This window comes from Sporosarcina soli (assembly GCF_042655805.1).
GTDB lineage: Bacteria > Bacillota > Bacilli > Bacillales_A > Planococcaceae > Sporosarcina > Sporosarcina soli.
Window position 1 is genome coordinate 1,459,646 of the sequence record NZ_JBHSNO010000005.1, and the last position, 14,499, is coordinate 1,474,144.

At 41.1% G+C, this 14,499-nt stretch carries 9 protein-coding genes and 1 riboswitch; of the genes, 2 read left to right on the plus strand and 7 right to left on the minus strand.

Translation table 11 applies throughout. From position 1 onward, the window contains the following. Positions 1 to 178: 178 nt before the first annotated feature. From ACFPRA_RS10990 to ACFPRA_RS11010, 5 genes are all read right to left on the minus strand, one after another. A complete protein-coding gene (locus tag ACFPRA_RS10990; protein ID WP_381434061.1) occupies positions 179 to 1,978 on the minus strand; it encodes a XylR N-terminal domain-containing protein in 1,800 nt (599 codons plus the stop codon). Between the two features lie 762 nt (positions 1,979 to 2,740). Next, the gene (locus ACFPRA_RS10995; protein ID WP_381434064.1) at positions 2,741 to 5,062 is read right to left on the minus strand and encodes an arylsulfatase; all 2,322 of its coding nucleotides are present in this window, start codon (positions 5,060 to 5,062) and stop codon (positions 2,741 to 2,743) included. A gap of 502 nt (positions 5,063 to 5,564) precedes the next feature. Beyond that, a complete protein-coding gene (locus ACFPRA_RS11000) occupies positions 5,565 to 6,707 on the minus strand; it encodes a muconate cycloisomerase family protein (protein WP_381434066.1) in 1,143 nt (380 codons plus the stop codon). 159 nt (positions 6,708 to 6,866) lie between these two features. Beyond that, complete coding sequence (locus ACFPRA_RS11005) at positions 6,867 to 7,712, minus strand: alpha/beta fold hydrolase (RefSeq protein WP_381434069.1); 846 nt, start codon at positions 7,710 to 7,712, stop codon at positions 6,867 to 6,869. 20 nt (positions 7,713 to 7,732) lie between these two features. Next, positions 7,733 to 8,200 (minus strand): DUF3237 domain-containing protein, encoded by a 468-nt coding sequence (locus ACFPRA_RS11010; RefSeq protein WP_381434071.1) that lies wholly within the window; start codon positions 8,198 to 8,200, stop codon positions 7,733 to 7,735. Positions 8,201 to 8,341: 141 nt separating this feature from the next. Here ACFPRA_RS11010 and ACFPRA_RS11015 point away from each other — a divergent pair, with 141 nt between their 5' ends. Together ACFPRA_RS11015 and ACFPRA_RS11020 are read left to right on the plus strand one after the other, a co-directional pair. Continuing rightward, positions 8,342 to 9,148, plus strand: a complete 807-nt coding sequence (locus tag ACFPRA_RS11015) for an IclR family transcriptional regulator domain-containing protein (RefSeq protein ID WP_381434075.1) — start codon at positions 8,342 to 8,344, stop codon at positions 9,146 to 9,148. Positions 9,149 to 9,307: 159 nt separating this feature from the next. Continuing rightward, positions 9,308 to 9,490: riboswitch (cobalamin riboswitch) on the plus strand. 231 nt (positions 9,491 to 9,721) lie between these two features. Further along, positions 9,722 to 11,548 (plus strand): ribonucleotide reductase N-terminal alpha domain-containing protein, encoded by a 1,827-nt coding sequence (locus ACFPRA_RS11020; protein ID WP_381434078.1) that lies wholly within the window; start codon positions 9,722 to 9,724, stop codon positions 11,546 to 11,548. 121 nt (positions 11,549 to 11,669) lie between these two features. Here the strand turns inward: ACFPRA_RS11020 and ACFPRA_RS11025 are convergent, their stop codons facing one another. Both ACFPRA_RS11025 and ACFPRA_RS11030 read right to left on the minus strand, forming a co-directional pair. Beyond that, positions 11,670 to 12,950 (minus strand): MFS transporter, encoded by a 1,281-nt coding sequence (locus ACFPRA_RS11025; RefSeq protein ID WP_381434080.1) that lies wholly within the window; start codon positions 12,948 to 12,950, stop codon positions 11,670 to 11,672. Between the two features lie 647 nt (positions 12,951 to 13,597). Continuing rightward, positions 13,598 to 14,461: an MBL fold metallo-hydrolase gene (locus ACFPRA_RS11030; RefSeq protein WP_381434083.1), complete on the minus strand. Its 864-nt coding sequence runs from the start codon at positions 14,459 to 14,461 to the stop codon at positions 13,598 to 13,600. Positions 14,462 to 14,499 lie beyond the last annotated feature (38 nt).

Genomic DNA, 14,499 nt, shown 5'->3' on the forward strand with positions numbered 1-14,499 from the left:
AACCGCTTACTAACTTAATAGTACATTTTATTCCGATTATTGATAACTGTAAAAAAACATCAAGAAAAGTGTCTTGACTAGCAGAAATTGCGGAGTAGTTTAAAATTAAGAATCCCCACTCCGCTTTTACGATAAGTAAAGGACGAATCGCAAACGATTCGTCCTCCTTTAAAATTCATTAGTTCTTTATATTGCTCATGACTTGCAATGCAAAATATATTTTTGTAGCAAGTTGGCATTCAAATCTACCGGCTCCCGTTTTTAAATCGATACCACTTAACGATTCTATCCTTTCAATTCGGTAACGCAATCCAGCGATCGATAAATGCAATTCATCAGCCGTTTGTTGCAAATTTCCATTGTTATCCAGGTATGTTTTAAGCGTAATAACTAAATTCCCTTGATTTTCACTATCGTATTCCACTAATTCGCCGATCGTTTCAGAGTAAAACCTAATTAATTCTTGCGGATCAGACCCCTTCAAAAACATCATCATCGGTTCTAACTCTTTAAAAGCAGCATGTCGGCTGCCCATCGGGTACGTCAATTGGACAAAGTCACATAGACGAGTAGCGTCCAAATAACTTATACGCATCTTTTGAATCGTATCTGCCAATTGTCCTGAACCACTATAAACTTTTACATCGGGTAAACTTACGAGGATTTCCTCAAGTATGCTGGACATATAGTCCTCAATATTAGGGTTGCTATTTTTCGGAACAATCATGACTATGTATCCGTCTTTCGTAAATACATCGAGACAAGAATACTTTTTCGTGAGGAAACCTAACACATCTCCTCTCTTTTCTTTCGGCAACACATTAATAGCGATCAGCCAATTTGGCTCGCCTGGTTTAAAACCAAAAATAGCAGCTTGCCTATTCAAAAGAGCATCATCTACTATTCTATTTTCGATCAGTTCACCGAAAAAATCTTCTCTTCTTTGCCATAGTGATTCTGTAATTTTCCGCTGATGATACATTTGAATCGTGAACACCATTAAAGCCCGGTTTATTATTAACTGCTCTCTTTGGTCAAGCTTTTCGTCACCGATTACAGTCAGCCTTCCCAATGAAACTTTATGGCTTCTAATGCTAAATGACTCAAAAAATAAACCATCATACCGATTCGTAACTACGCCGCTTTTTATCCATTTATCATATGTCTTCCGATCTTCTTCACACTCAAAATAGGACGAGTATACTTCCGTTAAATGATCTATAACAATGCTACGTCCGAGTATATTTCCAATCATAGCCGTAATTTCATTAATATCTTTGTCCTCCAAAAAAAGCTCAGTTAATTCATTTTGCACCTTTTCCGACTCGACGATGTCTTTGTTAAGCTGCTCTATTTCCATATACATATCTTCCAAGACAGACTGCAAAGATTCCGCTTTGTAATAACGTAAATCCTTCAAGTGTTCTTCTTCAGAGTGAGCGACCGTTTTTGCAACAAAATAACAAACCGAGTCCCCTTTCCCTCGGCAGTATTTCTCATAAGCGACAACTTCTTTTCCAAAAACTTTTGTGAGATAGCCACTTGCATAACCAATTAATGTCCAACATATTCCCTCACGGTCTATACCTTGTTCACCAATATGATTTCCCACTTCAAATGAGTTTTTCCAGTGTCCCGTAAAATATAGCTTATCACCATCAATTTCCAAAACGTCAGGCTCTACAGTTACAATTCCCTCTAATGTATGCATAGATGGTCCTGCCAACACCAATTCTTTTATCGATTTCCATTCGTATTCTTCCCGAAGAGATTCCCCTGCCTTGTTGCCACATGCCCAGCCATAGCGCATAAGAAATCCTTTTGCGCGATCTTTGCCGAGCGTATTAATTAAATCTGTGCGCAAGATTCCCAATGCTTCTACGGAGATTAATGCCATTCGTTTGTCGTGTAACTTAATTACGCCTGTACGAGGATTGACATCAAGCAAATTCTGTAAAAGTAGCTGGTTAGCTTTCATTACCACTCCTACTCCCTTCTATTTATCAGCAAAACATTGGACCTTGTTTGTTTTTTCGAGGAATACGAATCCAATGTTTTCACGGATCATTTCTATTTTATATTAGCGACAACAAAGGGACTTATACTAGCGAATGTTACTCAAGCTTAGAGATCCTCTATACTCCTCTGTATCAGATTGGCCATAAGTTCTATATTCAGAATCAATTACGCCTCGGCGTAATTGCGTCCAGATTTTGAATCGAGCTTGAGGCGTACAGGATGTAGGTCATGCAGGCGTTGCGAATCGAACAGCGAAGGGTTCGATTTGCCGTATTTCTGCGTTTTTTTGCAGAAATTAAGGCACTTTATCAGGACGTGGCGACCTTAGCCTGCGTTCTTCTACTGTTCAGCCGGCGTTTGAACCCCCTATGAACAGGTAAAACAAAACCGCATTCATCTCATCACCTACAGAGGGAGTCTTCTGTAGCTGACGCTTCGCTTTCAGTACAAAAAGATTTGCTGAATGAAGATAAAATGATGATGTATATAGTCATTCATATACATCATCATTCCAGTTATTTTGACTGCAAGTCCAACTTCGGCAAGCTGAACGACTATTTCCTATAGGTCTGCTGCACTACAAAATCTCATATGACCGGTTGAACGATCCACGGTGTTTGTTGAACTACATTTCGAACATTTCGCTTTATTTTATCTGATACAAATAATCGGAGGAGGGCAACACTTTTTATCATAAAGTTCTTTGCTTTTTTTCACCCCGTTATTTCTCAGCGACTTCTACGTTGTCTTCCAGTTCAAAAACAACCTTTTCGATTGTACCTGTAAAGGCAAATTCACCTTGATCCTCATAATCAGTACTGACAGGATAAAGCAGATCTTTCCCAATGTCCATTCCTTCAAAAGAAGTTTTGTATGGCAATGTTGCTTCCATTTCAACTTCCCCAACCTTTTTGTCATTCACAAAAAGCGAGCCGATGCCAGCATAGTCACCTGTTTTATCGAACTCGAAGCGAATGTCTAACTCTCCTTCGGTCAAATCCTTTTCAGATATGGCTTTGTATCTTGCAAAGCCTACATTGTATTCATAAACAAGACGATTATCTTTAATATAAAGGGTGTATCCACTCTTATGATTTCCTAAAGCGATCAGCACTCCCTCATCTCCGTTTTTATAGGTGATTGGAACATCTATCTTATAGGAACGATTGATGATTGCCGGAGACGCAGATTCGCTCAAATGGCTCATTCCCGGGTAATACGTAAATGTTCTTCTCGCCCTTGGTGAATCATCCGCGACATTAGCAAACGCTTCCAAAAATAAATCTGATAGCGGTAAAACACCATTTTTCTCTGCTTCTTTTTGCCAAAGATCCTTCATCTCTAATAGTTTTTTGGGTTCTTTTTTAGCTAAATCGTGGACTTCTGAAAAGTCCTTTTCCACATGGTAAAGTTCCCATACATCCTTTTCAAAAGGCTCACCTTTTTTATGCATTGTCACTGCTCTCCAACCGTCATGATAAATAGCGCGATGGCCACTTACCTCGAAATACTGCGTCTTTTTAACAGACTTTGCCCCACCGTCATCAAATGTATAAGTGAAGCTTGTTCCATCTAACGGCAATTGCTCAATACCTTTTACTTTTTTAGGAACATCGATACCTAGCGCATCATAAATGGTCGCTGTTACATCGCTTACATTAACATATTGCGTCCTTATTCCGCCCTTATCTTTAATCCCTTCTGGCCAATGAACAATCATCGGTGTATGTGTTCCACCAGCATACGTACTATTTTTATAAAACTTGAACGGAGTATTACTTACTTGCCCCCAACCTGCAGGATAATCAGTTCCAGCTCTTTCTCCGCCCATAACTTCAATATTTTCAACAATATCTTCTATCTTCTCAGGTATGAAATTGTATGCGAGTGCCTGATTCACCGAGCCCAATTCCCCACCGATAGCACTTGCTCCATTATCCGAAAGAAAAACAATTATTGTATTATCGAGCTCTCCTTTCTCTTCCAAGAAGTCAATAAACCTTCCAATTTGCTCGTCAGTATGCGTTAAAAATCCAGCGTAAGTTTGTTTCATACGAATAAAAGCTTTTTTGTGATCGTCAGATAAATTATCCCATTTCTCAACGCCGGGATTTGTTGGCGCAAGCTCTGTACTCTCCGGAATAATCCCCAATTCTTTTTGTTTTTCAAATCGTTGTTCTCGAATAACATCCCATCCTTCATCATAGACGCCGTCATACATATCAATGTACTTTTCTGGCACTTGATGAGGTTGATGTTGAGCCCCAAAAGCCATATACATAAAGAAAGGAGTATCTGGTGAAGTAGTAATATTGTCTAGAGCGTATTGGATCGATTTATCAACAATGCCTTCCGAAAAATGATAATTATCCTTATCCGGCACCGGGATAGGATGATTATCTTCTGTCAACTCTGGGCGATATTGGTCAGCTGAGTCCTCGAGAAACCCATAAAAACGGTTGAAACCTTTTCCAAGCGGCCAGTTATGATAAGGTCCTGCTGGTGTTACTTGTGAAGTCGGTGCAAGATGCCATTTTCCTAGCGCGTATGTGTTGTATCCGCTTTCAGAAAGGACTTCCGCTACTGTTGCAGCCGCGGGTATGATTGAACCTCTTTTATTCGGAAATTCTGGACCATAATCGAAATTAGCTACACTTCCCATGCCTACTGTGTGATGGTTTCTTCCTGTTAGCAAGGATGCGCGTGTTGGTGAACATAAAGGAGTCACGTGAAAATTGTTATACCTTAAACCATTTTCCGCTAGCTTGTCCAGGTGAGGGGTTTTGATTTCCGATCCATAACTTCCAAGATCAGCAAAACCAGAATCATCGAGGACAATATAAGCAATATTCGTTTTGGATGGCGGTTCCCCACTTTCCGGTTGATTTTCTCTAATACTATTTTTGGATTTTATACTCTCTTCCAATGTTCTTGTGCCTGATGCTTCCGATCTGTAAGAACAGCCAGCAAGCATTGTTAAAATGGTACAAATCGTAATTCCTTTAAAAATTTTAGAGTCATTCCACTTAAGCTTCTGATTCAATATATGCCATCCTCCTTTAAATTTCCCTACGAAAATAAGGGCTATATAAAGGTAAATATAGCCCTACTGTAATTACATCAATTACGCCTCGGCGTAATTGCGTCCAGATTTTGAATCGAGCTTGAGGCCAACAGGATGTTGGTCATGCAGTCGTTGCGACAGGACGTCGCGAACTTAGACTGCCTTCTTTCATTCCTTTCAAAATCTGTGACATCCGCCGGAGGCTTTATCTTCGTTCAGCGGGCGTTTGAACACCCGCTAAACAAGAAACAAAACCGCATTCATCTTGCCATCTATAGAAGTGGGAGTCTTCTGTAGCTGACGCTTCGCTTTCAGTACAAAAAGATTTGCTGAATGAAGATAAATTGAACTAAAGATACTCACAAAAAACGCAACGGCTACCGCTTCGAAGGCGCCTCTAGCTAAAAATAGTATTGTGCCGTACACATTAAGGATCTATCTTTGATTCTCCGTTTTTTTAAGCACTCTCACCCCAACTAAATCAACGATGCGATGTGGCTGTACTATATTGTGCGTCCCTTGAATAATGGCGTACTTTTTCCTTATCAATCGTCATCCCAAATCCAGGTCCTTGTGGAATTTTGATCTCAAAGTTTTCATATTCGATGGCATTTGTCGTAATTGTATCTTTGAACAACAACGGTCCGAATAGCTCCGTTCCGAAAGCGATTTCAGGAATCGTTGAGTACAGTTGGGCACATATGGCCGTTCCGAGTGATGATTCAATCATCGTTCCCCCGTAAAGTGGGATACCCGAAGCTTCAGCGATGGCTGCCGTTTTCTTAGTGGCTATCAGACCACCCGCCTTACCGACTTTGAGCGCAAAGACATTACCGGCACGTTGTTTGGCAATATGGTGAGCTCCTTGAATATGACCGAGTCCTTCATCCACCATGATCGGCACCTTAAATCGATCCGCAAGCCTTGCCATCCCTTCGTGGTTCCAATGTATAAGCGGTTGTTCGATCAAATCGATCCCCCCCGCTTCCAACGCTTCAATACAGTATAACGATGTCACTTCATCCCACGCTTGGTTAACATCTACGCGGACACTAGCTTGGTCTCCGACTGCTTCTTTTATTTTAAGTACATGTTGGACATTCTTTTTCGGGTCACCCATGCCAATTTTCAATTTGAAAATGTTGTGACGTTTAGCCGCCAGACATTCTTTTGCTTCTTCAATGTCTTTCCCCGTGTCACCGCTTGCAAGTGTCCAAGCGACCGGCAACGATGTATGGACTTGTCCGCCGAACAGTTCATAACTTGGGATATTTAGTGCTTTTGCTGCCAAGTCAATAATGGCCGCCTCCACTAGCGCTTTCGCATAATAGTTCCCAACAACATTCTGGCTGATTAGATAAGAAATAGCCCCAAAGTTAGCAGGGTTTTTTCCGATGATAAGCGGCTTAATGTATTTCTCGGTATTGAACTTAATCGCTTCAGGGCTTTCCTCGGCATACGATGCGCCACCGATTGTTGCAACTTCAGCCCACCCCTCAATCCCATCTTCACTCTTCACGCAAGCAAGAACGATCGTCTGATTAACGATCGTATGCATTGCCAGGTGATGGGGACGAATTGTCGGGAGATCTACGATATGTACGTCTAACGAATGGATTTTCAATTTATATTCTTCCTTCCCTCGATAAATTCTAATAAGTTTTTGATAGCGTTCCTTCAGAAATAATGAACTACCTAGGCTACATTTATAGTCCTACTTTTTCAACGACTATTGAAATACCGTGTCCTACGCCGATACACATTGTGGTCACTCTATTTAACCTCATACTGTCACCTTCTTTATATTTTGCAGTAAATCGAGAATGCTTTCCTCGACTTTCTCCTGCTTTTCAAACATTAATGTGTAATGATTAGCAGGCACTTCGATGGTTACTAGATCTTTCGCTGTCGCAATCGTTTCGGTATACGTTTCTTTTGTAAAAAGAGGTGCTTTCTTCCCTAAAGGTCCATATGCAATCACAAGTAACGTTGGACAAATGATCTTTTCAAATACAGGAATGGGATGAAAATCGTAAAAGCTATTAAAATCTTTTTCCATCGCACTCGCCTCTGATTTATGTTGCCATCCATCTGGCGTTTCTTTTACTTCATAGCGGGTAATTTCTTCAACAGCCGCGTCCCATTCAACATTCAGTGAAGCATAAATGTCCCTTGTTTGAGCGACATAGTCATCTGCAGAACGATACGATTTCTTCAATCGACTGAGAGAAGGGATGATCAACTCCCGTTGCTTTTCTTCCGTTGTACCGGCACCGTCAAGTAAAATAAGCCCAGATACTTCCACTTCACTTGCGACGAGCGCACAAATATAGGCTCCCATGGAATAACCCATCAAAATCGGTTTCTCAATTTTCTTCATTTCAATAAATGTTTTTAGTTCTTCCGCATGTTTGAATAAGGATGTATTTTCATCTGCCGGACTGCTGTTTCCTCTCCCACGAAGGTCATAGCTAATGAACGTATAATCCCCTTCCAGCAACTTCCGGTAATGATAAAAAGTCTTATGATTACCCGTCAACCCATGAACAGCAATGATCGTCCCTTTGTGCCCTGGAGTTTCTTGGATTGCTAATTTCGTATGCGAATCGAGCATAAATTCCTTAACCATTTGATAACCCCTCTCTATAATTAGTCAACTTGATAGACGGAGTATTTTACTCCAGTCGCTAATCGCTGTCCTGTTGAGACAAATGCTGTTTTATTCATCCAATCATATTTTTCAGAAGCCGTTTCAAAGATTGGAACTGTACGGAAATAGTACTCTTCCGGATTAACTTGTTCATTATTATCAAGGCGTGCCAATACTTCTTTCGGACCTGTACGAATTCCGCGGTAGGTCATCAGAATGATTTCATTGTCGTCCGTGCGCAATAAGATACGAACATCCTGGATAATCGTCCCGTCTTCCCGAACTGTAATCCAATCGTCTCCTCCTGGAATTACTTCTCCTTTGATATACTCGCCATTGAAATGACCGCCCTCTACTCGGATAATTCTTCGATTACCAATCGGTGTCTTTCCTGGTAGATGTGCTTTTTCAACCTGTAATTCCAAATCAAATGTAAATGTCAGCTTTGGTGCCTCGAAATATGCCATAACTGATTACTCCCCCTTATTTATGATTTGAACAATCTATTGTGTAAAAAGGTGTTTGCAAAATCCATCATTAAATTGTACGCTTGACGTACAAATAATTACATATCGTACAATCACATTATAGACACGGAGGTAGTGATATTGTCAAGGGAATATTCTAATAATTCCATTAAACAAACGGATATTATCCAATCATTGGAACGGGGACTGGCCGTCATCCAAGCTTTCTCGCCCGAATATCCAACCCTAACGGTGAGTGAAGCCGCCAAAATTACGGAGCTAAGTCGACCCACAGTTCGCCGTATATTGCTTACGTTAGAACATTTAGGCTATGTAACTTCAAAAAATGGTCACTTTTCATTAACAGCCCGCGTGTTGTCTCTCGGTTATGCTTATCTTTCATCGAAAAATATTTGGGAAAGTGCGCATGACTATATGAAAGATTTAGTCAATCAAACAAATGAGTCAACATCCATATCCGTTTTGGATGACACGGATATCGTCTATGTGGCCCGAATTCCAACAAAACGAATTATGACGATTTCATTAGATGTAGGATCTCGTCTTCCTGCATACGCAACGTCTATGGGACAAGTATTATTGGCTCATCTTTCTCCACCTGAGCTTGAAGCATACTTTCAAAAAATAGAGTTAAAGGCTTTTACAAAGAAGACTATTATTGATAAATCGGAATTAATAAACAGGTTTAAAGAAATTCGAGACAATGGATGGGTCTTTGTAGAACAACAACTAGAAGAAGGGCTTAGTTCAATTGCCGCGCCGATTCGGAACGCGGAAGGAAAAGTAATCGCAGCCATTAATATATCTGCACAGGCCGGCAGAACAAACGAGAAAACAAGAAAAGAAGCCTTTATACCGTTATTGCTACAAACTGCTATTCAAATTAGCAAAGAAATTTCTAAGTCACACCATGTATCCCATTTATAATTAGAAATTGAAGAGATTGAATTGAAAAATACACACTCTTAAAGATTATGGATGCTCGCACTGAACAATCAGTATATTTCCTTTCTGATAACTAAGAAACTTCCCTTTCCCTATTTACGTTTGCCCTGCTACATGCTAGTGTTAAGTTAACAAACTATATCGAAATGAACGATAGAAGGGTACCGTATAACGGTTTAAAAGGGAATCCGGGAAATCCGGAGCTGTCCCCGCAACTGTGAGCGCTGACGACCGCCGAAGAAGCCACTGTGGAGAATTCCATGGGAAGGCAGGCCGGAAGGATGAAGCGTGAGCCAGAAGACCTGCCCCCTATCGTCAAGCAACACTTTCTTCGGGGGTTGAGAGGTGGAAGCGAGCAGGTTCCCGCCATCAGTCCGACGTTATCCAGATGAATCGGACGATATTTGCGGTCCTATTCTGTTTCCTACAACTAATCCATGAGCGATGGCTCTACCGAAAAGGTAGTTTCATCGCTTTTTTGTTTTGAAAAGCAACAGTTGCCCCACTCCGGCTACTGTTTGCTGCACAACGAACATGGAAGGAGATTCGGAAACGATGTTCACTCAAACTAAATGCTTTGATCGTGACCTATTACTGAACGACTTACGCAGTGAATTCGGAGCGGATGTAATTGCTCCTCTCATAGAGGCAAACGCACGGTGGATGAAGACATATCTGAACGGAACAGAAACCGAGTGGTATAAGGACATGATTTCATGTGCGCTCGGGCGATTGAACGAGGAAGATACGTACTGGACGTTTGTCGCAGCACGTATCTATCTTTATGAGCTTTATTCGCAACGCAGCTCGCCTCCCTATACGAATTTCCCGGCTCATTTCCAACAACTGGCGCAACTTGGCTTTTACGATGAAACGCTCCTTGATTGCTATTCACAGGATGAGCTACTGCTTCTAGGGAATCTAATCGTCCCGGAAAGAGACAAGCTGTTCACCTATCTTGGCTTACGGACAATGATGGATCACTACATCGCCACAAATGCTGAAAATGAACCCATCGAACTCCCTCAAGAACGATGGCTGATCACCGCGATGACACTTATGCAAAACGAGACGGAAGAGCGACTTAAAAAAGTGGCTGAAGCGTATTGGGCATTGAGCCATTTATATATGACATTCGAGATGCCATCCAGGTCATCTGCAATTGGACATAAGGTGGCTACATACCTACCTGTTTATCATCAGGACATATTTAACTTTCTCGACAATTCTTCTGACGGGAAAATAGGTATCTCAATTCCGGATTTATTTATGGAACGAGTTGAATCCCGAGGTCACTGGCATTTATTCGACCCACAAGAAGTACATGCCATCATGGGTTACTATTTGGAGGACTTTTATGATGAAAAGCGAGGATCCGGCTCATTCCGTGAGAAATATATGGAGTGCGTCAATCATCCGGAACTTCATCGGGAGACGGTTTTTGCCATCGATCTGATGAAGCGAATTTTGCGTAGCCAACTGGAGACTGGCCTTCCCCATCTATTTTATAGAGACGAAGTGAATCGAAAAAATGTGAATAAACATGTGAGATGTAGCCAACCGCCTATCCAGGAAAGTCCAGATTATCCCCAATCATCCATCAACCTTGGTCTTGCCGTTCCGGCTGGTGTACTGGAACGCCTAATACCGATCCAAGTGCGCATGCTCGATAATGCCATTGATTTGAACAATGATGTGGACGATGTAAATACGCAATTCCGCGGTATCTCACTCAGTACCATTGGATGGCATCATCTGCTTGCCGTACAAAAAATACGATGGGAATCAACAGAAGCCGTGACATTTGCCGATGAACTATATGAGCAAATCGCTTATTTGACGATTTCCACATCGATGGCACTTGCAAAGGAAAAAGGGGCTTATCCGTTATTCACAGGGTCTGATTGGCATACTGGTACCTATTTTGTAGATAGGAAATACAATTCAACGGCATGGCAAAATCTTCGGGCGGATGTTTCACTATATGGCGTGCGAAACGGCTATCTGACGGTAATTGCAGCCAATTCATCACTAGCAGACTTAACGGGGACAACAAACGGAGTAGAGCCAATCATTGAAAAAAGTACAGTGGCACAACAAACAAACACTACCATTCCCGTTATTGTGCCAGATCTAAGCCCAGAAACATTCTGGTTCTATAAATCAGCATATTTCATCGACCAACAGTGGACATTAAAGCAAAATGCAGCTCGTCAACGGCATATCGACCAATGCATTTCTCTCAGGCTATATGTACCACATACAATACAGGCAACGGAATTATTAAATCTGCATTTAAACGCTTGGAAAAGCGGCTTAAAAATGACAAATACCATTCATGTGAGTAGCGATTTCCCTAGTTTTTTAATTTCCATTGTTTGATTTTCTAACTTGATTCTACAGAAGTCCTCCACTTCCATAAGTAGCGGGATGAATGTCAGAATGAATTTCAATCAGAGGGAGCCCAAACTCCCTCTGATTCAAGTTAAAAATTTACACACCATTAATGATTAATTATGATTGGTTTTATTTGTTCCGTTCCTTTCACATCCATCTTCGAAGGTCTCATAAATAATAATGATACGATACTACCGATAGTGACGAGGATAGCTATAAGAAAAAAAGCAAAAGAAAAGCTATTGGTCATATCTACAATGATCCCTGTTACAATAGGTGCAATGATCCCTGGAACTGTGTAGGCCAATTGCAAAAGGCCAGCCTGCGATCCTGCACGTTCAGGTGCTATACTAGGAATAACGGAATTAATACAAGACTCAGCCAATGTATTAGCAGAAATGGCAATCGTTAAAAAAACGAGTATTAGTAACACGGAATCGACAAATCCAGCAAGAAACATACAAATTCCAATGATTAGAAAGCTGGCTGATTGCCAATAACCCCAAATTCTTCGATTGCCTGTCTTATTAATTAGCTTGTCAAGAATCCTTGCTCCAATGACCGATGTAAATGCTGCAAAGAGCCAGAGAACCATGATTACGGTACCCATCGTTTTCAAACTCATATTCAGCTCCATTGTCAAATAACCCGGCAACCACGTCATTGAAAAATACAAAACATATCCAAAACAAAATCCACTAAACAAATTCGTAACTAGCGTTTTACGTACTTCTTTTGGCAGTGAAAATAACTCTTTGAAAGATGGTTTATCAGAAATGTTAGCGCTTACAACATCACCTTGTTCTTTTGCTAGCCAGGCTTTTTCTTCTTTACTCATGTACTTGTTATCAGCTGGACTGTCTGTAAAAATACGGAGCCAACCAAATAACCAAACCAATCCCATTACTCCCATTACATAAAAAGCAACTCTCCAACCATAGGTAGCTATAATCCAAACGATAATAGGAGTACCTAACGCTGGACCGAGTTTCACCCCCAAAAACACAACACTTGCTGCTGTGGACGTTTCACGAGGACTTACCCAGTTGGAAATGACCCGAATACCATTAGATAAAGTCGGACCTTCCCCTGCTCCAAAGAAAATACGCGCAATCAGAAATGTAACATAGTTAAATGCAAACGGAGTGGCTATTGTAAAAATAGACCACCATGTAACTCCGATATTCCAGACTTTTTTGGGTCCCCATTTATCAGCCGCAATTCCAGAGAGAAAAGCAAACGGCACTAACCCCCAGAAAAATGCACTTAAAATTAAACCCCACTGAGTGGCTGAGAACCCAAACTCCTCCATAATAGGTCCGGTTGCAGCTGAAATAATAATACGGTCAACGAAATTTATAAACATAATAATGGTTACATAACTCAACATGATCCACCGAAAGTTTTTCTTGAAAATAATAAGCCACTCCTCTATGGAATTTCCATTATAAGATTCACTAGAATAGTTTTTTTTTCGTTTTGCATTTCTTACTAATTTATATTCCCATAAGTACCAATAATCTGATTTTGTAACAAGTAAAAATTTACAGGGCTTGATACTTTGAAAATCCTACGGGCAATGATCAATTACGCCTCGGCGTAATTGCGTCCGGATTTTGAATTGCGAATCGAACAGCGAAGGGTTCGATTTGCCTTAATTTCTGCACCTTTTGCAGAAATTAAGGCACTTAGATAAGCGCAATTGATACCTTTCAAAATCCGTGACATCCGCCAGAGGCTTGGGCCAACAGGATGTTGGTCACTCAGGCGTTGCCAATCGAACAGCGAAGGGTTCGATTTGCCGTATTTCTGCGTTTTTTGCAGAAATTAAGGCACTTTCTAGACGAGGCGATCTTAGCCTGAGTTCCCCTAATCAGCAAATCGTTTTGTACTGAAAGCGAAGCGTCAGCTACAGGGAGTTTGGACTCCCTCTGATTGAAATGCATTCTGGCATTCATCCCGCTACTTATGGAAGTGGGGGACTTCTGCTGAATCAAGTTAAAATTGCCCGTACACATATATCAAAAATTTTTTTTACGTTAAAGCGCCTGACAAGTTTTTAGCGGTAATTACTTCTAGGTCGTACGGAACGATGACTTTCCCAGAAAAGACTTCCGCCGCCTCTTCATATGTTTTTTGTACATCAATATCCGGAAGAAAATGTGTTAACACCAATTGTTTCACATTTGCTTGGCGCGCTGTTTCCGCCGCTTGAGCTGGAGTGCAATGTGTTTCGTTAATTCTCTTCCATAAGGCTTGTCTTTCCGGATTTCGTTCCCTTTCTTCTGCTGTATAGAGTTTCGTAGGAGCCAAACAGCAATCATGGACTAAAATATCCGCATCCTTCGACAACTCTACTAGGGCGTTCGTCGGTGCTGTGTCGCCTGAAATTACGACTGAAGTGTCTTGGATATCGAAGCGATAAGCATAGGTCAAAATACTATGATCCATCTGGGCAGCTGTTACTTGCGCAGGTATGTCGCAGGACACTTCTCCCTTTCCTTCAAGTTCAATAATATTGACATCTAACAGTCCATTTCTTGGCCTGCCCAAAGAAAGTCGATAGTCAATATCCTCTTCAAACATGCCTACAATTGTATCGTGATATTTCTTCAACCCTTTTGGTCCAACGACTGTGAGCTCACGCCTACCTAGTTCCCACCCGGCAAATAAAAATTGTGTATACCCCATAGTGTGATCCGAATGTAGATGGGTGAAATATAAATGTTTTACTTCTTCAGGGGCAATCCCAGCTTTCATTAGCTGGGCTGTAGTGCCTTCCCCACAGTCTATTAAAATTGGCAAGTTTTCAATTAACAAAACTTGCGCAGGGCCAGCTCGGTCAATTTCCGGACGGGGACAACCTGTACCGAGCATTTTTACAGTTACATTCGACATCACAAACATTCCTCTTTTCTAGATAACGTTTTTCATTC